Annotated in this window: 22 protein-coding genes; 11 read left to right on the forward strand and 11 right to left on the reverse strand. The window is 73.5% G+C overall.

Annotated elements, in window-relative coordinates:
- The first annotated feature begins 10 nt into the window (after window positions 1-10).
- The gene (locus ACPOLA_RS01855) at window positions 11-925 is read left to right on the forward strand and encodes a phosphotransferase (protein ID WP_435768666.1); all 915 of its coding nucleotides are present in this window, start codon (window positions 11-13) and stop codon (window positions 923-925) included.
- Window positions 926-938: 13 nt separating this feature from the next.
- On the opposite strand, the gene ypfJ is transcribed toward ACPOLA_RS01855, so the two are convergent.
- Window positions 939-1,904 (reverse strand): KPN_02809 family neutral zinc metallopeptidase, encoded by a 966-nt coding sequence (ypfJ, locus tag ACPOLA_RS01860; RefSeq protein WP_435768668.1) that lies wholly within the window; start codon window positions 1,902-1,904, stop codon window positions 939-941.
- Between the two features lie 77 nt (window positions 1,905-1,981).
- Here ypfJ and abc-f point away from each other — a divergent pair, with 77 nt between their 5' ends.
- Window positions 1,982-3,580, forward strand: a complete 1,599-nt coding sequence (gene abc-f / locus ACPOLA_RS01865) for a ribosomal protection-like ABC-F family protein (RefSeq protein ID WP_435768670.1) — start codon at window positions 1,982-1,984, stop codon at window positions 3,578-3,580.
- Between the two features lie 25 nt (window positions 3,581-3,605).
- Here abc-f and ACPOLA_RS01870 read toward each other — a convergent pair whose 3' ends face one another.
- The 4 genes from ACPOLA_RS01870 to ACPOLA_RS01885 all read right to left on the reverse strand — a co-directional run bounded on the left by ACPOLA_RS01870 (window position 3,606) and on the right by ACPOLA_RS01885 (window position 8,835).
- Window positions 3,606-6,149 (reverse strand): ABC transporter permease, encoded by a 2,544-nt coding sequence (locus ACPOLA_RS01870; protein ID WP_435768671.1) that lies wholly within the window; start codon window positions 6,147-6,149, stop codon window positions 3,606-3,608.
- A 1-nt stretch (window position 6,150) separates the two neighbouring features.
- Window positions 6,151-6,939 carry an ABC transporter ATP-binding protein gene (locus tag ACPOLA_RS01875; protein WP_435768673.1) on the reverse strand — a complete coding sequence of 263 codons (789 nt, stop codon included), beginning with the start codon at window positions 6,937-6,939 and terminating at the stop codon, window positions 6,151-6,153.
- A 67-nt stretch (window positions 6,940-7,006) separates the two neighbouring features.
- Window positions 7,007-8,110: an S-adenosylmethionine:tRNA ribosyltransferase-isomerase gene (locus ACPOLA_RS01880; protein WP_435768674.1), complete on the reverse strand. Its 1,104-nt coding sequence runs from the start codon at window positions 8,108-8,110 to the stop codon at window positions 7,007-7,009.
- Window positions 8,110-8,835: an SDR family NAD(P)-dependent oxidoreductase gene (locus ACPOLA_RS01885; protein ID WP_435768675.1), complete on the reverse strand. Its 726-nt coding sequence runs from the start codon at window positions 8,833-8,835 to the stop codon at window positions 8,110-8,112. Before ACPOLA_RS01885 ends, ACPOLA_RS01880 begins: the two co-directional genes overlap by 1 nt.
- 97 nt (window positions 8,836-8,932) lie before the next feature.
- Between ACPOLA_RS01885 and glpK the strand changes: the two genes are divergently transcribed.
- Genes glpK through ACPOLA_RS01900 form a run of 3 tightly spaced genes read left to right on the forward strand, consistent with a single transcriptional unit; the run spans window position 8,933 to window position 13,019 of the window.
- The gene (gene glpK, locus ACPOLA_RS01890) at window positions 8,933-10,456 is read left to right on the forward strand and encodes a glycerol kinase GlpK (protein WP_435768676.1); all 1,524 of its coding nucleotides are present in this window, start codon (window positions 8,933-8,935) and stop codon (window positions 10,454-10,456) included.
- Window positions 10,457-10,487: 31 nt separating this feature from the next.
- Complete coding sequence (locus ACPOLA_RS01895; protein ID WP_435768677.1) at window positions 10,488-12,239, forward strand: glycerol-3-phosphate dehydrogenase/oxidase; 1,752 nt, start codon at window positions 10,488-10,490, stop codon at window positions 12,237-12,239.
- Window positions 12,240-12,248: 9 nt separating this feature from the next.
- A complete protein-coding gene (locus tag ACPOLA_RS01900) occupies window positions 12,249-13,019 on the forward strand; it encodes an SDR family oxidoreductase (protein ID WP_435768679.1) in 771 nt (256 codons plus the stop codon).
- Here the strand turns inward: ACPOLA_RS01900 and ACPOLA_RS01905 are convergent.
- On the reverse strand, window positions 12,905-13,822 hold the full coding sequence (locus ACPOLA_RS01905) for an SURF1 family cytochrome oxidase biogenesis protein (RefSeq protein WP_435768680.1): 918 nt from the start codon (window positions 13,820-13,822) through the stop codon (window positions 12,905-12,907). The genes ACPOLA_RS01900 and ACPOLA_RS01905 overlap by 115 nt on opposite strands.
- 55 nt (window positions 13,823-13,877) lie before the next feature.
- On the opposite strand from ACPOLA_RS01905, the gene moaA reads away from it, so the two are divergent.
- The gene (gene moaA, locus ACPOLA_RS01910) at window positions 13,878-14,870 is read left to right on the forward strand and encodes a GTP 3',8-cyclase MoaA (RefSeq protein ID WP_435768682.1); all 993 of its coding nucleotides are present in this window, start codon (window positions 13,878-13,880) and stop codon (window positions 14,868-14,870) included.
- Between the two features lie 84 nt (window positions 14,871-14,954).
- Here the strand turns inward: moaA and ACPOLA_RS01915 are convergent, their stop codons facing one another.
- From ACPOLA_RS01915 to ACPOLA_RS01925, 3 genes are all read right to left on the reverse strand, one after another.
- Window positions 14,955-15,875, reverse strand: coding sequence for a type IV toxin-antitoxin system AbiEi family antitoxin (locus ACPOLA_RS01915; RefSeq protein ID WP_435768684.1), 921 nt, complete (start codon window positions 15,873-15,875; stop codon window positions 14,955-14,957).
- 158 nt (window positions 15,876-16,033) lie between these two features.
- Window positions 16,034-16,225 (reverse strand): acetone carboxylase, encoded by a 192-nt coding sequence (locus ACPOLA_RS01920; RefSeq protein ID WP_435768686.1) that lies wholly within the window; start codon window positions 16,223-16,225, stop codon window positions 16,034-16,036.
- On the reverse strand, window positions 16,215-16,565 hold the full coding sequence (locus ACPOLA_RS01925) for a DUF3099 domain-containing protein (RefSeq protein ID WP_435768687.1): 351 nt from the start codon (window positions 16,563-16,565) through the stop codon (window positions 16,215-16,217). Before ACPOLA_RS01925 ends, ACPOLA_RS01920 begins: the two co-directional genes overlap by 11 nt.
- Window positions 16,566-16,608: 43 nt before the next feature.
- Here ACPOLA_RS01925 and ACPOLA_RS01930 point away from each other — a divergent pair, with 43 nt between their 5' ends.
- From ACPOLA_RS01930 to ACPOLA_RS01945, 4 genes are all read left to right on the forward strand, one after another.
- Window positions 16,609-16,824, forward strand: coding sequence for a dodecin (locus ACPOLA_RS01930; RefSeq protein WP_435768689.1), 216 nt, complete (start codon window positions 16,609-16,611; stop codon window positions 16,822-16,824).
- A gap of 222 nt (window positions 16,825-17,046) precedes the next feature.
- Window positions 17,047-17,757, forward strand: coding sequence for a 3-oxoacyl-ACP reductase FabG (fabG, locus tag ACPOLA_RS01935; protein ID WP_435768691.1), 711 nt, complete (start codon window positions 17,047-17,049; stop codon window positions 17,755-17,757).
- 1 nt (window position 17,758) lies between these two features.
- Window positions 17,759-18,553, forward strand: coding sequence for an enoyl-ACP reductase FabI (gene fabI / locus ACPOLA_RS01940; protein ID WP_435768692.1), 795 nt, complete (start codon window positions 17,759-17,761; stop codon window positions 18,551-18,553).
- Between the two features lie 103 nt (window positions 18,554-18,656).
- A complete protein-coding gene (locus ACPOLA_RS01945; RefSeq protein WP_435768693.1) occupies window positions 18,657-19,157 on the forward strand; it encodes a SixA phosphatase family protein in 501 nt (166 codons plus the stop codon).
- 43 nt (window positions 19,158-19,200) lie between these two features.
- Here ACPOLA_RS01945 and serB read toward each other — a convergent pair whose 3' ends face one another.
- Both serB and ACPOLA_RS01955 read right to left on the reverse strand, forming a co-directional pair.
- Window positions 19,201-20,424, reverse strand: coding sequence for a phosphoserine phosphatase SerB (gene serB, locus ACPOLA_RS01950; protein ID WP_435768694.1), 1,224 nt, complete (start codon window positions 20,422-20,424; stop codon window positions 19,201-19,203).
- 12 nt (window positions 20,425-20,436) lie between these two features.
- Complete coding sequence (locus tag ACPOLA_RS01955; protein ID WP_435768695.1) at window positions 20,437-21,177, reverse strand: Rv1486c family protein; 741 nt, start codon at window positions 21,175-21,177, stop codon at window positions 20,437-20,439.
- Between the two features lie 87 nt (window positions 21,178-21,264).
- On the opposite strand from ACPOLA_RS01955, the gene ACPOLA_RS01960 reads away from it, so the two are divergent.
- Complete coding sequence (locus ACPOLA_RS01960; protein ID WP_435768696.1) at window positions 21,265-22,062, forward strand: ABC transporter ATP-binding protein; 798 nt, start codon at window positions 21,265-21,267, stop codon at window positions 22,060-22,062.
- The last annotated feature ends 55 nt before the right edge of the window (window positions 22,063-22,117 follow it).

Below are 22,117 nucleotides of genomic sequence, written 5' to 3' on the forward strand. Positions count from 1 at the left end.
TTTCGCCACCATGTGGCAGCCCGAGCCCGACTGGGTGGCTCTCCCCGGCGGCACCGGGACGTCCACCGTCGGCGTGTGGCGCACGGCGCTGGGCGGCCGGCCCGTGGTGGTGAAGCGCCTCGCGGCCCCCGACGCCGGCCACGGCGACGACGGCGCGCCGGTCGTCGATCCGGCCCACGTCGGCTACTGGCGGCGCGAGGCAGACGTGCTGCTGACCGGTCTCACCGCGGCCACCCCGGGACTGCGGAGCGCCGCAGCCTCCGTGGAGGAGGACGCCGACGGGATCACGATCGTCCGCGACTGGGTCGAGGACGCCGCATCGAGCGGGCTCTTCCTGGCGTTGTCGCTGGGCCGCTTCGCCGGTGCGGAGCTCGGACGGCCCCGGTTCCTCGCCCAGCAACTGATGCGCGACCGGCTCGACCGCGTCGGGCGGCGGGGTGGGTGGCCCACGCTGGCCCGGACCACCGTGGCCGACGTCGCCGACCACCTGTGGACCCGCCGCGAGACGATGCTGGACCTGCTCGACGGCCTGCCGCAGGTCGCCCAGCACGGCGACCCGACGGCGCTGAACATCCCGGGGCGCGACGGCGACGACGCGCTGGCCATCGACTGGGGCACGCTCGGGGTCGGTCCGGTGGGGGGCGACCTCGGCTATCTCTCGCTCTCGTCGCGGGAGGAGTTCGAGCCGCTGCTCGACGCCTACCTCCTCGGCCTGCCGGCAGCGGTGGCCGACCGGGACGCCGTGCTGCTCGGTGCCCGCGTGGTGGCCGTCTACACCGCCATGAGTCGCGCGGAGTGGGCGCTGGCGCGGGTCGCGGGTGGTGAGGGGGCGCTCGCGTCCAAGTTCCGCCACCCCTCCGTCGCGCCGCACCTGCGGACCCTGCAGCGCACGTTCGGGCACATGGAGGCGCTGCTCGGCATCTAGCCCGGCACAGGCGTCAGGCCCGGCCGAGCACCTCGGCCTCCGACGCGTCGAAGGTGTTGCAGTCAGCCACGTCGCCGCCCTCGAATCCCACGCGGAACCAGTGCATCCGCTGTGCGGAGGAGCCGTGGTTCCACGTCTCGGGGTTGGTCTGGCCCTGGGTCTTGCGCTGGATGTGGTCGTCCCCGACGGCCGCGGCGGCCTGGAGCGCGTTGCGGATGTCCTCGTCGGTAAGTGCCTCCAGCAGGACCTCGCCGTGGGCGTCCTCGGTGGTCGTCGCGTGCTGTGCCCACAGTCCGGCGTAGCAGTCGGCCTGGAGCTCCAGCCTGGTCGCGTCGCTGGTCGGCCCCTGCTGGGTGCGGACCCTGCCCATGAAGCCCTGGAGGTTGGAGATGTGGTGGCCGTACTCGTGCGCCAGCACGTAGAACTCGACGAACGGCTCGTCGGGGGCGCCGAGCTCCGGCTCCAGCGTGGTGTCGAAGAAGGTGGTGTCCAGGTAGATGCCCAGGTCGGCCGGGCAGTAGAACGGCCCGACCGCCGAGGTGGCGTTGCCGCAGCCGGTCGAGACGCTGCCGCTGAACGTGGTCAGGGCCGAGATCGGCTGCCACCGCTCGATCGGCTGGTCGGACCAGAAGTCGGTGAGGGAGTTCTCGATGGCGACGCGGGCGCAGTCCTGGCTGGCGTTCGCGTCCGCCCCGGTCCGGCAGGCGTCGTAGCGGCCGTCGTCGGACGCGTCGCTCATCCGGGCGGGGGAGTAGCCACTCGTGCCCAGGCCGCCCCCGCCGCCACCGGCGACGCACTGGACGAGGACGTAGACGAGCACCACGAGGATGATCCCCGCGATGCCGCCCACCCCGCCGCGCCCTCCGGGCACCGGGAGCCGGGCGCCCCGGCCCCGTCCACCGAGGCCGCCGCTGAACCCGCCGCGCCCGGAGCGCATGCGGGAGGTGTCGAGCCGAGCCTTCGGGTTGAAACGGACCACGTTCGCAGCCTAGGCGAGCCGTGGGTGCCCCGGCGTTGCGCGGCTCCGGCCACGGGCGTGGGAGACTGAGACACGTCATGATCACGGTGCACCAGCTCGAGGTTCGCGTCGGTGCGCGTCTCCTCATGGACAACGTCAGCTTCCGCGTCGGCCCCGGCGACAAGGTCGGTCTCGTCGGCCGCAACGGCGCGGGCAAGACCACGCTGACCAAGGTCCTCGCCGGCGACGTGCTGCCGGCGTCGGGCTCGGTCGCCAACAGCGGCGAGCTCGGCTACCTGCCGCAGGACCCGAGGGTCGGCGATCCCGAGATCATCGTGCGCGACCGGATCCTCTCCGCGCGCGGCCTGGACGACGCCGTACGCCGGATGCGCGCGGCCGAGGTGGCGATGGGATCCGACGACCCGCAGGAGCGGGAGCGCGCGATGCGGCGCTTCCAGCGTGCCCAGGACGAGCTCGACGCCGGCGGCGGGTACGCCGCGGAGACCGAGGCGCTGCAGATCGCCCAGAGCCTCGGCATCCCGGACCGGCTCATGGAGCAGCCCCTCGGGACGCTCTCCGGCGGCCAGCGCCGCCGGGTGGAGCTGGCCCGGATCCTGTTCTCGAGCGCCGAGGTGCTGATCCTCGACGAGCCGACCAACCACCTCGACGCCGACTCGATCCTCTGGCTCCGGGACTGGATGAAGTCCTACCGGGGCGGCTTCATCGTGATCTCGCACGACAACGAGCTGCTCGAGGAGACCGTCAACAAGGTCTTCCACCTCGACGCCAACCGCGCGGTCATCGACGTCTACAACATGGGGTGGAAGCACTACCTGACCCAGCGGGAGACCGACGAGGCGCGGCGCAAGCGCGAGCTGATGAACGCGCAGAACAAGGCGAGGACGCTCACCGACCAGGCCAACAAGATGCGGGCCAAGGCGACCAAGGCGAGCGCCGCCCAGCAGATGCTCAAGCGCGCCGAACGCCTGCTCGAGGGGGTCGAGGGCGAGCGACAGGCCGACAAGGTGGCGGCGATCAAGTTCCCGACGCCCGCACCCTGCGGCCGGACGCCGCTCACCGCGCGCGACCTCTCGAAGTCCTACGGCGCCCTCGAGGTCTTCACGGCCGTCGACCTCGCCATCGACAAGGGGTCCCGCGTCGTGATCCTCGGTCTCAACGGCGCAGGGAAGACCACGATGCTGCGCATCCTCGCCGGCGTCGACCAGCCCGACACCGGGATGGTCGTCCCGGGCCACGGGCTCAAGGTCGGCTACTACGCCCAGGAGCACGAGACCCTGGACGTGTCGCGCACGGTGCTGGAGAACATGCAGTCGGCCGCGCCCGACCTGACCGACACCGAGGCGCGGTCGGTGCTCGGATCCTTCCTGTTCACCGGGGACGACGTGCACAAGCCGGCGGGCGTGCTCTCCGGAGGCGAGAAGACCCGCCTGGCGCTGGCCTCGCTGGTCGTCTCGGCCGCCAACGTGCTGCTCCTGGACGAGCCGACCAACAACCTCGACCCCGCGTCGCGGGAGGAGGTGCTCAACGCGATCCGGCGCTACGAGGGCGCGATCGTGCTGGTCACCCACGACGAGGGCGCCGTGCACGCCCTGGAGCCGGACCGGGTGCTGATCCTGCCGGACGGCGTCGAGGACCTCTGGAACAGCGAGTACGCCGACCTGGTGGCGCTCGCCTGAGCCGCGGGCCCCGCCGTCGCCGGGGTCACTCGGTGGCGATGGCGGCCAGCACGTTGAGCCGGGACGCCCGGATCGCGGGGACCACTGCGGCCAGCACGCCCACGACCACCGCGACGACGAGGAACAGCGCCAGCTGGGCCAGCGGAAGGCCAAGGCTGGTGAGGTCGTTGGAGAGCGACTGCCGCAGCAGCACGCCGATCAGCAGGCCCAGAGCCATGCCGAGGACGGCGCCGAGCACGGCGATGGCCACGGACTCCAGGGTAATCATCCGCCGCAGCCGCGAGCGGCTCATCCCCACCGCGCGCAGCAGGCCGATCTCGCGGGTGCGCTCGATCACGCTCAGCCCGAGCGTGTTGACGATGCCGATCACCGCGATCACGATCGCGAGCGCGAGCAGTCCGTAGATCATGTAGAGCAGCTGGTTGACCTGCTCGCGGATCTGGTCGCTGAACTCCTCCTTGTCATAGACCGCGACGATCGGCACCGAGGCCGCCGCCGCGTCGACCCGGTCGTGCACCGTCGCCGGGTCCGCGCCCGGCTCGAGCAGGATGCTGAGCGCGGTGTCCTGGCGGAGGATCCCGGCCTCCGCCAGGCGGTCCAGGGGCACGCTGACCTGGCCGGTCGCCTCGGAGCCCTCCACGATGCCGACGACCTCGAGGTCGAGGCGCTTGCCGCCGGTGAACCGGAGGTCCAGCCGGTCGCCCACCGCCAGACCGCGTTCGCGGGCGAGGTCCTCCACGACGACCGCCTCGTCGCCCGTGGGGACGGCGCGCCCCTCGACCACGTCGAGCTGGTAGACGTCGTCGAAGCGGTCGTCGTTGCCGACCACGCTCACGTCGTCGTCGCCGAGCCGAGCGCTGCTCCACTGCTGGCGGCTCATCACCGCCACCCCCTCGACGTCGGCGATCTCGTCGCCCACCTCGGTGGAGAACGGCAGGTAGTTGGTGCTCTGTACCAACAGGTCGGCGGTGAACTGCTCGTCGACCACGTCGTCGACCGACGCGTTGAGCGAGGCGGCGAGCACCCCGATCGTGGAGACGAGCGCCAGCCCGATCATCAGCGCGGACGCGGTGGCGCCGGTGCGGCGGGGGTCGCGGAGGGCGTTCTCGCCCGCGAGCCGACCGGAGGTGCCGAACAGCCGTGCGAAGAGGGCGCGGCAGGCCAGGAGGACCGGCTTGCCCACCACGGAGCTGATCGCGGCCACGGTGAGGATCCAGAGCACGGCGCCGACCCCGATCCAGGCGGCGTCCGAGCCAGGCGCGCCGAGCACACCTGCGACGGCGAGTCCGGCACCGATGGCGAGGAAGACCGCCGCGATCGCCGTACGCCGGCGCAGCGTGCCGCGTGCGGGGCTGAGGTCGGCGCGCATGGCCGCGACCGGCGCCACCTTGCCTGCTCGACGGGCCGGGAGGTAGGCGGCGAGCATGGTGACCACGACGCCGACGGCGTAGCTGACCAGGACCGCTCCGGCCGTCAGGTCCAGGGCGTTGCCCGCGACGTCGAGCCCCACCGACCGGAACAGTGCGGCGAGCCCGCGGGCCAGCAGCAGCCCGAGACCGATGCCGACGGTGGAGGCGAGCACCGAGAGCACCAGCGCCTCCACGAGGACCGACCGGCTCACCTGGGCCCGGGCGGCGCCCATCGCGCGGAGCAGCGCGAGCTCGCGGGTCCGCTGGGCGACCAGGATCGAGAAGGTGTTGACGATGATGAACCCGCCCACGATCACGGCGATGATCGCGAACACCAGGAGGAAGACCTCGATCACGCCGAGGAAGGACCCGACGGCGTCCTGCGACTCCTCGGCGACCTGGTCGCCGGTGACCGCCTCGAAGCCCGCCGGGACGACACCGGCCGCGGCGTCGACCAGCTGCTGCTGGCTGACGCCCTCCGCGGCGGTCAGGCTGATCCGGTTGAAGACGTCCTCGCCGCCCAGGAAGAGCGCCTGCGCGCCCTCGGTGGAGAAGATCAGCAGGGTGGCACCGGCGGTGCCGCCGCCGTTGAACTCGGCGGTGCCCACGAGGGTGGCGGTGCGCTCGACCTCCCCGAACGGTGCGAGCAGCGTGACGTCGTCGCCCAGCTCGTAGTCACCGGCCTCCATCGCTCCCTCGTCGAGGGCGATCTCGTCGGGCGCGGTCGGCCAGCGGCCGGCCTCGAGCTGGAGGATCGATCCCCCGGCCATGTTGGGCGCGTCGTGGTAGTTGAACGCCAGGGTGGGGGCGCCCGTGCCGCCGACGAGCGTGCCGTCCTCGGCCAGCAGGCTCATGCCGAAGCCGACGACGTCGCCGTCGGCCCGGGCGACCTCCGGCAGGTCCGCCAGACGCTCCACCACGGCGGGGGAGAGCACCTGACCGGTCTGGCCCGTGAAGCCGCCCTCGAACTCGTTGGTGTCCTGCGGCCGCACGGCCCCGTCGGGCGTGGATCCGTAGATGATCCCGTCGAAGGTGGTGGACAGCCCGTTGCTGAACACGAGCACCCCGGACAGGAACGCCACCCCGAGCACGATGGCCAGACCGCTCATCAGCAGCCGGACCTTGCGGGCGAACAGGTTGCGCAGGGTGAGGCGCAGCATCTCAGGCCGTCCCGGCCACGGCGGCAGCCTGGAGCGCGGTCATGTGCTCGAGGATCTGCTCGCGGTCGGGCCGGGCGATCTCGTCGACGACCCGCCCGTCGGCGAGGAACACGACGCGGTCGCAGAAGGACGCCGCGACGGCGTCGTGGGTCACCATCACCACCGTCTGGCCGAACTCGTCGACGCTGCGCCGCAGGAACGAGAGCACCTCGGCACCAGAGGTGCTGTCGAGGTTGCCGGTCGGCTCGTCGGCGAAGACGATCGACGGCTTGCTCACCAAGGCCCGTGCACACGCCACCCGCTGCTGCTGGCCCCCGGACATCTCCGCCGGCCGATGGCCCAGCCGGGGGCGCAGGCCGATGGTGTCCACCACCGTGTCGAACCACTCGGGGTCCGGCTTGCGGCCGGCGAGGCTGAGCGGCAGCACGATGTTCTCGCGGGCCGTCAGCGTGGGGATCAGGTTGAACGCCTGGAACACGAAGCCGATCCGCTCGCGCCGCAACCGCGTCAGCGCCTTGTCGGAGAGGCCGGAGAGCTCGACGTCACCCACCACCACCTCACCGGAGGTCGGGGTGTCCAGCGCGGCCAGGCAGTGCATCAACGTCGACTTGCCGGAGCCGGACGGTCCCATGATCGCGGTGAAGCGGCCGGCACTCAGGTCGAGTGAGACGCCGTCGAGCGCGCGCACCTCGGAGTCGCCCGAGCCGTAGGTCTTGCGGAGGTCGATCGCTCGGGCGGCCACCGCGGAGCCGCTAGGGGACGGGGGGACGTGGGGGGCGTCGGCGGTCATGGCACCAGCCTGCCGCACGCCGCCGACGCTCCGCATCGGGAATCCCCCTGAGCACCCCCAGGTCCGGTCACCGGCCTCGCGGCAGCAGGAGGCAGGAGTCGCCGAACTCGTGCCAGAGGTAGCCCTCCTCCGTCGCCGCCCGGTAGGCCGCCTGGGCCAGCTCGACGCCGGCCACCGCCTCGACCAGGAGCAGGTGGGAGGCCTCGGGGTCGTGCCAGCCGGTGACCAGGCCGTCGACGACCCGTGGTGGGTCCCCGGGCGTGACCACCCTGGTGGTCCACCCGCGCCGCGGCACCACCGTGCCGGCTGCCGTCCCGAGGGCGGTCGTGTCCACGGCCGACTCCAGGGCGCGGGTGACCGTGGTGCCCACGGCCACCACCCGGCCTCCACCCGCGCGTGCGGCGTTCACGACCCTGGCGGTGGTCGCGGGCACCTCGAACCACTCGGCCTGGGGCGCCTCCCCGGCCTCCTGCGACGAGACCCCGGTGTGCAGGGTCACCGGCGCCACCACCACGCCTCGCGCGACGAGGCGGGTGACCACCTCCTCGGTGAACGGCCGCCCGGCGGACGGCATCTCCGCGCTGCCGGGCCGGTGGCCGAACACCGTCTGGTAGTCCGACAGCGGGTACCGGTCGGCCAGGTAGCCGTAGCTGATGGGCCGGCCGTAGCGTCGCGCGACGGCGCGCAGGTCGCCCTGCCCCTCGGCGACCGTCGCCCTCCAGAGCCGGTTGCCGAGGCCCGTCGGCGAGGAGCCCGCCTCGGGGTACGGCTCCACGAGCTGAAGGGTGGTGGTGCCGGCGGCGACCGAGAGGAGGTCACCCGCCTGCGCGTCGAGCACGGAGCGGTCGGCATCCGGCGCGCGTCGTACCTCGACGACGAAGGCGCCGTCACCGAGCACCGTCGCGAGGTGTACGACGACGGGCCCGTGCCGGCTCGACACCGCATCGAGCTGGCCCGGGACGGTGGCGGAGTCGTTCACCACCACCACGTCGCCCGCGCGGAGGTGGTCGGGCAAGGTGCTGAAGGTGGTGTGGGCGAGCCCGCGCTCGCCGTCGGCGACGAGGAGCCGGACCTGGTCGCGCCGCAGCCCGCGCCGCTCGGCGGGCGCCGGCGCGAAGGCCTCCCTGGGTGCGTGGAACGCGATGGCTGGACGCTCGTCGATCAGCGTCATCAGGCCACCTCCTTCACGGGTGGCGGGGCGACCGGAAGCTCGGCGGCGCGGTAGCGGCCGGACGGGGGGCGCCGCTCGAGCAGCCCGAGCAGGTGCGGCACGACGGTCTCGGGCAGCGGCCGGTCGGAGATGTCCTCGTCCGGGAACCAGGCCTGGTGCATCTCGGTGCGCATGTCGCCCGGGTCCACCGCGTAGGCCGCGATCTCCGGGTTCTCGGCCGCGAACGTCAGGGTGACGTGGTCGAGGGCCGCCTTCGACGCGCTGTAGAGCCCCCAGCCGGGGTAGTGCTCGACCGCGGCGTCGGAGGAGATCGACAGCAGGGTGCCGCGGGCCGCGGCGAGCGCGGGCAGGAGCAGGCCGGTCAGCACCATCGGCGCGCCGACGTTGTGGCGCCACACGTGCTGCAGGTCCTCCGGCGTCACGTCGGCCAGCAGCCGATGCCGCGTCTGCCCGCTGGCCGGGCCGAGGACGCTCGCGTTGTGGACCAGCAGGTCCAGGCGACCGAGCCGCTCGACCGCGGCGGCCAGGTCGGCGCGGTGGTCGGCGTCGGTCACGTCGCCGGGCACGGGCGTGATCCGGTCGCTGTGAGGCAGCTCGCGGAGCGTGTCGAGGCGAGCGGTGCTGCGGCCGTCGGTGACCACCGACCAGCCGCGCTCGGTGAGGCCGGCGACGAGAGCGCGACCGAGGCCGGCGCTGCCGCCGGTGACCAGTGCGACGGGGGTCATGGGGACTCCTTCCAGTTCGGGAAACTGGAACCATCGTGAAACCTCCAGTTAAGTTGAGGTCAAGGGCGACGGGACGTCGATGTGCCAGAGTTGGCGCATGGCTGCGCAGTCTGGGTTCGTGGGGGCCGTCGACCAGGGCACCACCAGCACCCGGTTCATGGTGTTCGACCACAGCGGGACCGAGGTCGCCCGCCACCAGCTGGAGCACGAGCAGGTGCTCCCGCGAGCCGGCTGGGTCGAGCACAACCCCGTGGAGATCTGGGAGCGCACCTCGGCGGTCGTCCGGACGGCGCTCGGCAAGGCCGGCCTGGACGCCGGCGACCTGGCGGCGGTCGGCATCACCAACCAGCGGGAGACCACCATCGTGTGGGACCGGCGGACCGGCCGACCGCTCTACAACGCGATCGTGTGGCAGGACACCCGCACCGACGGCATCGCCGCGGCGCTCGACCGCGACGGCCGCGGAGACGTGATCCGGCATCGCGCCGGCCTGCCGCCGGCGACGTACTTCGCGGGCGGCAAGCTGCAGTGGATCCTGGAGCAGGTCCCGGGGGTCCGGGAGGCGGCCGAGCGCGGCGACGCGCTCTTCGGCACCACCGACACCTGGCTGCTGTGGAACCTCACCGGCGGGGTCGACGGCGGCGTGCACGTCACCGACGTGACCAACGCCAGCCGGACGATGCTGATGGACCTCGAGACCCTCGACTGGGACGACGAGCTGCTCGGCTTCTTCGGCGTCCCGCGCGGGATGCTGCCCGAGATCCGGGAGTCGTCGGCGACCACGCCGTACGGGACGACCCGCAGCAGCGGACCCTTCGGCGGCGAGGTCCCGATCACGGGCATCCTGGGCGACCAGCAGGCCGCGACCGTCGGGCAGGTCTGCTTCGCGCCCGGCGAGGCGAAGAACACCTACGGCACCGGCAACTTCATGCTGCTCAACACCGGCACCGAGATCGTGCGGTCCGAGGCGGGACTGCTGACCACCCCGGCCTACCGGTTCGGCGACGAGCCGTGCGTCTACGCCCTCGAGGGCTCGATCGCGGTCACCGGATCGGCCGTGCAGTGGCTGCGCGACCAGCTCGGCATCATCAGCGGTGCCTCCGAGTCCGAGGCCCTCGCGCGGCAGGTCGAGGACAACGGGGGCGTGTACTTCGTGCCCGCGTTCTCCGGGCTGTTCGCACCGCACTGGCGCTCCGACGCCCGGGGCGCGATCGTCGGGCTCTCGCGCTACAACACGAACGCGCATCTCGCCCGGGCCACGCTCGAGGCGATCTGCTACCAGTCCCGCGACGTCGTCGAGGCGATGTGCTCGGACTCCGGCGTGGAGCTCGAGGTGCTCAAGGTCGACGGCGGGGTGACCCTCAACAGCCTCTGCATGCAGATCCAGGCCGACGTGCTCGGCGTACCGGTGAGCCGGCCCGTGGTCCCCGAGACCACCGCCCTCGGTGCGGCGTACGCCGCCGGGCTCTCCGTCGGCTACTGGGCCGACACCGACGAGCTCCGGCAGAACTGGCGGGAGGACACCCGCTGGGAGCCGCAGTGGAGCGACGACCAGCGCGCGGAGGGATACGCGAGCTGGACCAAGGCGGTCCAGCGCACCCTCGACTGGGTGGACGTCTGAGCACCGCGACCGACGAGCCGGAGGAGACCCGATGAACCCCGCGCCCCTGTCGCCAGCAGCCCGCGCCGCAGCGCTCGAGCAGCTCGCCGGCCGGCCGCTCGACGTGCTGGTCATCGGCGGCGGCGTCGTCGGAGCGGGTGCCGCCCTCGACGCCGCCACGCGCGGGCTGTCCGTGGGGCTGGTGGAGGCGCGGGACTTCGCGTCCGGGACGTCGAGCCGCAGCTCCAAGCTCGTGCACGGCGGGCTGCGCTACCTGGAGATGCTCGACTTCCGGCTGGTCGCCGAGGCGCTCAAGGAGCGCGGGCTGCTGATGCAGCGGCTGGCACCCCACCTCGTCCAGCCGGTGCCGTTCCTCTACCCGCTCGACGGGCGCGGCTGGGAGCGCTGGTACGCCGGCGCGGGCGTCGCCCTCTACGACGCGATGTCGCGGGCCAGCGGCTACGGCGACGGCATGCCGCTCCACCGGCACCTGACCCGGCACGGCGCTCGCAAGGCGTTCCCCTCGCTGCGCAAGGACGCGCTCGTCGGTGCGATCCGCTACTACGACGCCCAGGTCGACGACGCCCGGCACACCATGTTCCTGGCCCGTACCGCCGCCACCTACGGGGCCGCCGTCGCCTCCCGGACCCGGGTCGTCGGACTGCTCAAGGAGAGCGAGCGGGTCGTCGGGGCCGAGGTGGTCGACCTCGAGACGGGCGCCCGCTTCGAGGTGCGGGCGTCCCAGGTGGTCAACGCGACGGGGGTCTGGACCGACGAGACCCAGTCGATGGCCCGCGAGCGCGGCCAGTTCCGGGTGCGGGCGAGCAAGGGCATCCACCTCGTCGTGCCGCGCGACCGGATCCGCGGCGAGACCGGCCTGATCCTGCGCACCGAGAAGTCGGTGCTCTTCGTGATCCCGTGGAAGCGGCACTGGATGATCGGCACGACCGACACCGACTGGGAGCTGTCGAAGGACCACCCGGCCGCGAGCTCGCGCGACATCGACTACCTGCTCGAGCGGGTCAACCGCGTGCTCGAGGTGCCCCTGACCAGGGACGACGTCGAGGGCGTCTTCGCCGGGCTGCGGCCCCTGCTGGCCGGTGAGGACGCGGCGACCTCCAAGCTCTCCCGCGAGCACGCCGTGGCCCACTCGGTGCCGGGCCTGGTGGTGGTCGCCGGCGGCAAGTACACGACCTACCGCGTGATGGCCGCCGACGCGGTCGACGAGGCGGTGCACGGCCTGGAGTCGGTGGTCGGCCGGAAGGTGGGGGAGTGCGTGACCGAGCGGATCCCCCTGGTCGGTGCCGACGGCTACCACGCCCTGTGGAACCAGCGCCGCGGCCTCGCCGCCCGCTCCGGGCTCGCGGTCAACCGGGTCGAGCACCTCCTGGAGCGGTACGGCTCGCTGGTGCTGGAGCTCCTCGAGCTGGTCGAGGCGGAGCCCGGCCTCGCCGAGCCGCTGCCCGGCGCTGAGGACTACCTGCAGGTCGAGGCCGTCTACGCCGTCACCCACGAGGGAGCCCGCCACCTCGACGACATCCTGACCCGGCGGATGCGGATCTCGATCGAGACGTTCGACCGCGGGGTCGCGGCGGCGCCGTACGTCGCCGACCTGGTGCGCGGGCACCTGCGCTGGGACGACGAGCAGCGCGACCGCGAGGTCGACCACTACCTCAAGCGGGTCGAGGCCGAGCGCGAGAGCCAGCGGCAGCCCGACGACCACACCGCCGACGCCGCGCGCAAGGGAGCGCCCGACGTGGTGCCGGTCTCCCACGTCGCGGAGACCCTGCCCGGGACTCCGTAGGCTCGGGCCATGGACCTGCAGCTGCGCGACCGGGTGTACGTCGTCACGGGCGGCACGCGCGGCCTCGGGCGGGCGACCGCGGAGGCGTTGGTGGCCGACGGCGCCCGGGTCGTGGTGTCGGGACGCCGACCGGGCTCGGTGGACGAGGCGGTCACGGCGCTCGGCCGCCTCGGTGGGCCCGAGGCGGCCATCGGGGTCGTGGCCGACAACGCCGACGCGCAGACCCCGAACCGGCTGATCGAGGCGGCCCTGCAGCGGTGGGGCCGCCTGGACGGCGCCCTTGTGAGCGTGGGCGGCCCGCCGGCCGGTCCGGTCGGCGGGACCACGGACGAGCAGTGGACCGCCGCCTTCGAGAGCGTGTTCCTCGGCACCGTGCGGCTGGCGCGCGAGGTCGGCGCCGTGCTGGGCGAGGGAGGCGCTCTCGCGTTCGTGCTGTCGACGAGTGTCCGCCAGCCGGTCCCCGGCCTGTCGGTCTCCAACGGGCTCCGCCCGGGGCTCGCCATGATCGCCAAGGACCTCGCCGAGGAGCTCGGTCCCCGCGGCGTGCGCGTCAACGGGCTCCTGCCTGGCCGGGTCGGCACCGAGCGGGTCGCCGAGCTCGACGCGGCGTCCGGCGACGCGGAGGCCACCCGGCAGCGGTGGGAGGAGCAGATCCCGCTGCGCCGCTACGGCGCGCCCGAGGAGTTCGGCCGGGTCGCGGCGTTCCTGCTCTCGCCCGCCGCCTCCTTCGTGTCCGGCGCGATGGTGCCGGTCGACGGCGGCATGACCCGGGCGCTCTGAGCCGCGCGGGCGCGGCCGAAGGGTCCGCCCGACCGCTGTCGCCTCGCGCGCCGGCGGTCGCCCCGCGGCCCGTTCCTCCGCTCGTCCCACGCGAGGTAGAGGAAGCCGCCCAGCGCCAGGATGCCGAAGAACCACCACTGGAGGCCGTAGAAGAAGTGCGGCCCCTCGTCGAGCTCGGGCAGCTGCACCGGCTCCAGCTCCTCCGCCGGAGCCGGATCCTCGGACCGGAGCGCCACGAAGCCGGTGTAGACCTCCCGGCCGACCGCCTCGCCGATCTCCTCGCTGTTGATGGCGCGGGTCGACCCGTCGGTGACCGCAGTGCTGTCGCCGGTGCCGTTGGCGCGCACCCAGCCGGTGATCGTCACCTCGCCCTCCGGCGGGGCGGGGAGGTCCTGCGGGTCGAAGCCGGGGTCGTCGGTCGGGTGCCACCCTCGGTCGACCACGAGGGCGGTGCCGTCGGCGGTCACCAGCGGTACGACGGCCTCCACCCCCGGCATCCCGTCGCGCGTGCGGTAGCGGACCACGACGGTGTCCTCGGCGTCGTACTCGCCGGTGGCGCTGACCAGCCGCCACTCCTCGTCGGGCGCGACCGGCTCCCCGGGCGCCAGCACCTGGTCGACCGGCACCGGAGTGCGGTCCTCGTTGGCCCGGACGGCCGCGTTGCGGTCGCGGCGGTCCTCCAACCGGCCGAACTGCCACTCGCCCAGCCACCAGGTCCCGTAGCCGACCGCGAGCACCGCGAGGAAGAAGAGCAACCAGCGTCGGCTCACCAGGAACCGCCACGACGCCAGCCAGTCACGCACGTGACCACCGTATGACCAGCCTTCGACCAACCATGCCCCGGCCTATGCTGGACGGGTGCAGCAGCTCCTCGACCGTCACGGACGGGTCGCGACCGACCTCCGGGTGTCGCTGACCGACCGGTGCAACCTGCGCTGCACCTACTGCATGCCGCCCGAGGGCCTCGACTGGCTGCCCGGCGAGGAGCAGCTCACCGACGACGAGGTGGTCCGGCTGATCACGGTCGCCACGCAGCGCCTCGGGGTGCGGGAGGTGCGGTTCACCGGCGGCGAGCCGCTGGTGCGGCGCGGCCTGGTCGACATCGTGCGCCGGGTGCGCGAGGTCGACGCCGCGGTCGAGATGTCGATCACCACCAACGCGCTCGGGCTGGCGCGGACGGCCGGCGCCCTGGCGGAGGCGGGCCTCGACCGGGTCAACGTGAGCCTGGACTCGGTGCGTCGCGACACCTTCCGCGAGATCACCCGCCGCGACCGGCTCGACGACGTCGTCGACGGCCTGGCTGCGGCAGAGGCGGCCGGGCTCGGCCCCGTGAAGGTCAACGCGGTGCTGCTGCGCGGCGTCAACGACGACCAGGCCCCGGAGCTGCTCCAGTGGTGCCTGGACCGCGGCTACCAGCTGCGGTTCATCGAGCAGATGCCGCTCGACGCCCAGCACGGCTGGGACCGCGACGCGATGGTGACCGCCGACGAGATCTTCGCGTCGCTGGCGACGCGGTTCGCGCTGTCGCCGGCGGTCGAGCCCCGCGGGAGCGCGCCGGCGGAGCTGTTCCTGGTCGACGGCGGGCCCGCGACCGTGGGCGTCATCGCCTCGGTGACCCGGCCGTTCTGCGGCGACTGTGACCGCGTGCGGCTCACGGCCGACGGTCAGGTCCGCAACTGCCTGTTCGCCCGCTCCGAGTCCGACCTCCGCCTGGCCCTGCGCGCCGGCGCCTCCGACGAGGACCTCGCCGACCGCTGGCGTGCCGCGATGTGGGGCAAGGCCGCCGGCCACGGCATCGACGACCCCACCTTCCTCCAGCCCGACCGCCCGATGTCCGCCATCGGCGGCTGATCCGCCGAGTTGGGGTTTCCGCCCCGCGAGTTGGGGTTTCCGCCCCGCGAGTTGGGGTTTCCGCCCCGCCAGTTGTCGGTTCGGTCACCATCGCCGCGTCGAGTACGACGGCCGCAGCGCCTCCCGCAGCTCGCCGAGCCAGCGGTCCAGGGCCGCGCCGGTGAAGTCACCGCGACGCACGACGATCACCACCCAGCCCTCCTCGCGGAGCCACGCGCGGCGGCGCTCGTCGTACTCCCGTTGGCCGGGGGTGCGGTCGTGCGCGTCGAACCCGTCGTACTCCACGCCCACGCGCGCGTGCCGGTAGGCGAAGTCCAGGCGGAAGGCGGGCTCGCCGTCGATCTCCACCCACACCTGGGGCTCCGGCATCGGGAGTCCCGCGTCGTGGATGGCCAGCCAGGTCCATGCCTCGCGCGCCGACTCGATGCGCGCATCGACCAGCGGCACGAGCTGCCGCAGCTGGACCACGCCGCGACGACCGCGGAAGCGGGGGAGCTCGCGACGCAGCTCGGCGACCCCGAAGCCGTGGAGACGGGCGAGATCGATCATGGCGGCGAGGGCCTCCCGTCGCCGGAGGTGACAGCCCAGGTCGAGGGCGGTCCGGAGCGGCGTCGTCACGCGCAGCCCGTCGATCACCACCACGTCGGTGGCAGCCAGGTCGCGCGTGCGGCCATCGGCCTCGGCGCGGCGCGTGGGGTTGTGACCGCGCAGGGCACAGGTCTCGACCGGGACCGAGATGTCGTGCTCCGCCCAGCCGAACGCGTCCGCACCGTGGATCCAGGCCGCGGTGCGGTCGGTGACGACGTGGTGCGGCGCCAGACCGGGCCGGATCGCTCGCGCACGGTCGGCGGGCGTGCCGGTCAGTGCGGCCGGGGCGTAGACCCCTCGCGCGCACCGGACGATCTGGCCGCTGTCGAGCGCCCGCTCGATCTGCTTGCGAGTGAGCCCCCAGCTCTGGGCGTCGGCGGTCGTGAAGGGCTGCTCCGGAAGGTCGTTAGCGCTCATGCGTACGACGATCGCCCGGTCCCGCGCCGACCGCCGCGCCCGAGCACTGGCCTGTGGATGAGCCGGTCGCACTCCCAGGGTGGGGACCACAACTGGCCTGCTCCGAAACGGATGGGGCAGGCGAGCCGCGCTCTCCGGGCAGGGCCCGACGCGTCGGGTCAGGGGGAGTGGGGAACGGTGTCCTTGAGGAAGCCGCGCGCGCCGAGGAAGGTCTCCAGCGACTCACGGTGCTCGTCGCACGCCAGCCAGGTCTTGCGCCGGTCGGCGGTGTGGATCCGCGGGTTGTTCCACTTGAGCTGCCAGGCCGCCGCCCGCCGGCACCCCTTCGCCGAGCAGAGATCAGGCTCCACCCGCACCCCCGTCGGTCCCGGTCGTCCGGCCGGCACCGAGCTGGCGCTGGGCGTCGCCGCCGCCCGTGAGCGGAAGGTCGGTGGCGCGGCTGTCGTTCGCGTTGGCCATCACCACCGCGACGTACGGCAGCACCACGGCTGCGAGGATCAGGAACGGCCACAGCCAGTGCAGGCCGGCCGCCCCGGCAACCGCCGCGCCGATGAAGCTGAGCGACCGGATCGTCATCGCGATGACGTAACGGCGCTGACGGCGACGCAAGTCGGCCTGCGGGTCGGCGCCGGCGGTGGTGATCCGGATCGTCGCCTGGTCGCGCTGGCGCGCCGGCCGCGTGGTGGGCATGGATCCAGCCTACGTCGCGGGCCCTGGGCAGTACGCTGCGGACATGTCCAACCGCACCTACCGTGTGACCGAGATCGTCGGCACCTCGCCCGACGGCGTCGACCAGGCGATCCGCAACGCCATCGACCGCGCCAGCCAGACTCTCCGCCACCTCGACTGGTTCGAGGTCACCCAGGTGCGGGGGCAGATCAAGGACGGCCAGGTCGAGCACTTCCAGGTCGGCATGAAGGTCGGCTTCCGCCTCGAGGACGACGAGTAGCCCGAGCCCGAACCCGCCGCCCGGCTCGCGGCGGGCAATTCCCGGCTCGCGGGGCGGAAACCCCGGCTCGCGGGGCGGAAACCCCAACTCGGGCGGCGGAAACCCCAACTCGGGCGGCGGAAACCCCAACTCGGCGTTGTAGGACCTCCACAAGGATCGTGGGGGATCTTGGTGCGCGCGGGGGGCGAAGGGGGAGCGGGGTCGCCACTAGCGTCACGAAGCGTGAACCAACCACGCTCCGTCCTCGTCACCGGCGGCAACCGCGGCATCGGCCGCGCCATCGCGGAGGCGTTCGTCGCCCAGGGCGACCAGGTGGCGGTGACCACCCGCAGCGGCGGTGCTCCCGCCGGCGTGCTCGAGCTGAAGGCCGACGTGACCGACCTGGCGTCGGTGGAGGCGGCGTTCGCCGAGGCCGAGCAGGCGCACGGCCCGGTGGAGGTGCTGGTCGCCAACGCGGGGATCACGGCCGACACGCTGCTGCTGCGGATGTCGGACGCCGACTGGGACGCGGTGCTCGACACCAACCTGACCGGCTCCTTCCGCCTCGCCCGCCGCGCCGCCAAGGGCATGCTCCGGCTCAAGCGCGGCCGGATCATCTTCATCTCCAGCGTCGTCGGCCTCCTGGGCTCGCCGGGCCAGGTCAACTACGCCGCGTCCAAGGCCGGCCTCGTCGGCATGGCGCGGTCGCTGGCCCGCGAGCTCGGGCCGCGGTCGATCACCGCCAACGTGGTCGCGCCCGGCTACGTCGACACCGACATGACGGCGGTGCTCAGCGACCAGCAGAAGGAGGCGATCCGAGGCCAGGTCCCGCTCGGGCGGTACGCCGACCCGGCCGAGGTGGCGGGAGCGGTGACCTGGCTCGCGAGCCCCTCAGCGGCCTACGTGACCGGCGCCGTGATCCCGGTGGACGGCGGACTCGGGATGGGGCACTGAGATGGCGGCACAGACCTCCGGCATCCTCGCCGGCAAGAACGTCCTGGTCGCGGGTGTCACCCTCGACACCTCCATCGGCTTCGCGGTCGCGCGGTTCGCCCAGGAGCAGGGCGCGACCGTGCTGATCTCCAACTTCGGGCAGGCGCTGCGGATCACCCGCCGGATCGCACGTCGGCTGCCGACCGAGCCGCCGGTGCTGGAGCTGGACGTGACCGACCCCGAGCACCTCGCCGGCCTGGCCGACGCCGTACGCGGCCATCTTGGGGAGGACGCCGTGCTCCACGGTGTCGTCCACTCGATCGCCTACGGCAATCCGGAGACGCTCCTGGGCGGCAAGTTCCTCGAGGGTCCCTGGAAGGACGTCGCGCAGGCGCTGGAGGTCTCGGCGTACTCCCTGAAGTCGCTGGCCGTGGCCTGCCGGCCGCTGATGGCCGAGGGCGGCTCGATCGTCGGGCTGACCTTCGACGCCAGCTCGGCGTGGCCGGTCTACGACTGGATGGGCGTCGCCAAGGCGGGTCTCGAGTCGTGCTCGCGCTACCTGGCCCGCGACCTCGGCCCCGACGGCATTCGGGTCAACCTGGTCTCGGCCGGCCCGCTGCGCACCCTGGCGGCGAAGGCGATCCCCGGCTTCGGCGAGCTGGAGTCGATGTGGACGACCCGGGCACCGCTGGGCTGGGACAACACCGACCAGGAGCCGACCGCACGCGCCGTCTGCGCCCTCCTGTCGGACCTCTTCCCCGCGACCACCGGCGAGATCGTCCACGTCGACGGCGGCTTCCACGCCATGGGTGCCTAGCGGCCCCAGGGGATCGCGGCCGCCATGACGAAGATCACCGGCACCGGCACCCTCGTGTGGCCATCGGGCATCACCGGCCGGGCATGAGCCCTACCATTCAGCCGTGAACAGCAACCGGCGCCTCGTCGTCGTACGGCACGCCCAGGCCGAGTCCTTCGCTGACAAGGACGTCGAGCGGGTGCTCACCGACCGCGGCCGGACGGACGCGCGGGCGCTGGGAGCCTGGCTCCGCGACCAGGGGATCGGCGCCGACGCCGCCTACGTGTCCTATGCGGCCCGCACCACGGAGACCTGGGCACTGGTCGCCGAGGCCGCCGGGTGGACCATCGAGCCACAGGTCGACGGCACCCTCTACAGCACCGATGAGGAGGGCGTCCTCGACATCGTCCGGGACGCCGAGCCGGGCGCCCGCGAGCTGGTGGTCGTCGGTCACAACCCCACCATCGGGATGGTCGCCCAGCTGCTCGACGACGGCGAGGGGACGGCCGGCGACCTCACCGGCTTCCCGACCGCCGCGGCGGCCGTGTTCGAGCTGGACTGCGACTGGCCTGCGGTGGAGCGGATGTGTGCTCGGCTCGCGGCCTTCCACGTCGGCCGCGGCTGAGCCGCCGTCCGGGGCAGGACCGGGCCGGGCCGGGCGAGCCTCCCTACGGCAGGAGCGGCGGTGCAGGCGTGGTGAAGCCGGCCTCGGCGTCGGCCGCCTCGATCTCCTCGCGGGTGATGCCCAGGAGGTACATGATCGTGTCGAGGTACGGCACGCTGAGCGCGGTGTCCGCCGCCTCCCGGACCACCGGACGGGCGTTGTAGGCGATGCCCAGGCCGGCGGCGGCCAGCATGTCCAGGTCGTTGGCGCCGTCGCCGATCGCGATCGTCGCCGCCTCCGGCACGCCGAGCTCGGCGGCGAACTCCCGCAGCGCCGCGGCCTTGCCGGCTCGATCCACGACCGGACCCACCACCTCGCCGGTGAGCCGGCCGTCGACGATCTCGAGCTTGTTGGCGCGCGCACGGTGGATGCCGAGGTCGTCGGCCAGCCGGTCGGTGATCTGGCTGAACCCGCCCGACACGATGGCGAAGCGGTAGCCGAGACGGCGCAGGGTCCGCACCAGCGTCCGGGCGCCGGGATTGATCACGATGGCGTCGTACACCTGGTCGAGGACCGATGCGTCGAGGCCGGCGAGCAGCTTGACGCGGGCGCGGAGGGACTGCTCGAAGTCCAGCTCGCCGCGCATCGCCCGCTCGGTCACCTCCGCCACCTCGGCGCCGTAGCCGGCGTGGTCGGCGAGCATCTCGATGACCTCCCCCTCGATGAGGGTGGAGTCGACGTCCATCACGATCAGCCGCATGCCGTGGCGCAGGAGGTTGGCCGGCTGCACGGCCACGTCGATGTCGTGCGCGGCCGCCTCGACCGCCAGGAGCCGGCGCAGGCCGTCCGGCGGCGCACCGGACACGTCCAACTCGATCGCCGTCACCGGATAGCGCGCCATCCGCTCGATCCGGTCGATGTTGCCGCCGCAGTCGGCGATCCTGCCGGCGATCGCGGCCATCGCCGAGGCCTTGAGCGGAGCGCCGATCACCGTCACGTGCGCGCGTCCCTCGGCGCGGGACCGGTTGTCGCCGGACCCGCGCTCGATCTCCACCTGCATGCCGAGCGCCTCCACCGTCGCGGTGACCGCCGAGCGCAGCCTCCTGGCGTCACGGGGCGCGGAGACCAGGACGCCCAGCACCAGCCGCCCCCGCATCACGATCTGCTCGAGGTCGACGACGCTGACACCCGACTGGGCGAGCGTCTCGAGCACGGCGGAGGTGACGCCCGGCCGGTCGGTGCCGGTGACCGTGATCAGGAGGGTGTCGGCTGAAGGGTGGTGGCTCATCGCGGCTGCAGGCTATCGGTGCGGCCAGCCGTCAGGGGAGCAGGCGGCGGTGAGGGCGTGCCGTACGGCGCGGGCGAGCGGGTTGATCGCGGCCCGCCGGGCGCCGGCCTCGGTGGCGGTCACCGCCCCTCCGTCGTCCTCCAGAGCCAGCTCGACGACCGCGTGGAGGTGCAGCGCGCGGCCAGCGAGGTCGACCGCGAGGTGGGGCGTCGTGGACGGGGCCCGCACGGGCGCGGGCCGCTGCATCAGTTCGTCGGCGACCTCGGGCCGCCAGTGCGCCACGTCGAGCTCCGCTAGCCGCCCCGCCGCCTCCAGCAGTGCCGACCGCAGCCCGCGGTCGGCCTCGCCGAGGTCCGGTGGCGGCCGCCGGTCCACCGCGTACGACGTCCACTCCACCGCGCGCCCGACCTGGTGCGGGACCAGGCCGGTGCCCGCGCCGAGCAGCAGCACCGCCTCGCCCGCGTCGACGGCCGCGCCGGTGAAGGGCCGCGGCCCGCGAAGCCCGACCGGGTCGCCGGCGGCGGGGAAGGCCGCGCCGACGGCCTCCGCCCCCGCGTTGCGCGCCGCCGCGAGCTCGAGCAGCAGCGGCTCGGGCCCGGCCGGCCCGATCACGACGTGCGCCGTGTCGCGCTCGGGATCCGTGGGGTCAGCGCCCCCCAGCACGCCGTCCAGGAGCTCGTCGGGACCGATCCGCCCGCGGAGCCAGGCGGTGCCCCACCAGGCGAGCCGGGCGGACGCGGGCAGGTAGCTCACGGCGGCCGACGCTACGTCACCCGCCCGAGCCCGCCGAGCCCCGGGTTCGCGTCTCCGGGCCACCGGGGCGTCGCTAGGGTGGCCGACATGTCCGCCGTGCTCGAGCTCGCCGACGTCACCGTGCGCCGCGGCCAGGCGACGCTCCTGGACCGGGTGACCTGGGTGGTCAAGGACGGGCAGCGCTGGGTGGTGCTCGGCGCCAACGGTGCCGGCAAGACGACGCTGCTGCAGGTCGCGGGCGCCCAGCTGCACCCGACGTCGGGGGCGGTCGGCATCCTCGGCGAGCTGCTCGGCACGGTCGACGTGTTCGACCTGCGGCCCCGGATCGGCGTCACCAGTGCCGCCGTCGCCGAGCGGATCCCGCGCAACGAGGTCGTCCGCGACGTGGTGGTCTCGGCGTCGTACGCCGTGCTCGGCCGCTGGCGCGAGCAGTACGACGACGTCGACCACGGCCGCGCCGACGACCTGCTCCGGGAGGTCGGCGTGATGCGGCTGGCCGACCGCACCTTCGGCACCCTGAGCGAGGGCGAGCGCAAGCGGGTGCAGATCGCCCGGGCGCTGATGACCGACCCGGAGCTGCTCCTGCTCGACGAGCCCGCCGCGGGCCTCGACCTCGGCGGGCGGGAGGACCTGGTGTCGACGCTCTCGGTCCTCGCCTACGACCCGTCCTCGCCGGCGACCGTGCTGGTCTCGCACCACGTGGAGGAGATCCCTCCGGGCTTCACCCACGTGCTCATGCTCCGGGACGGGGCCGTCGTCGCCCAGGGCCCGATCGAGACCACCCTCACCGCGGAGGCGCTGTCGGCCACCTTCGGCATGCCGCTGGTGCTCGAGGAGCACGACGGCCGCTACGCGGCGCGGCGCAAGCACCACCACCGCGGCTGAGGCGTCGCACGCGCCGGCCCGGCGGCAGGTCGGCGCGGTGACCTAGAGTGCCGGT

The organism is Nocardioides proteolyticus, assembly GCF_051280635.3.
Taxonomy (GTDB): domain Bacteria; phylum Actinomycetota; class Actinomycetes; order Propionibacteriales; family Nocardioidaceae; genus Nocardioides.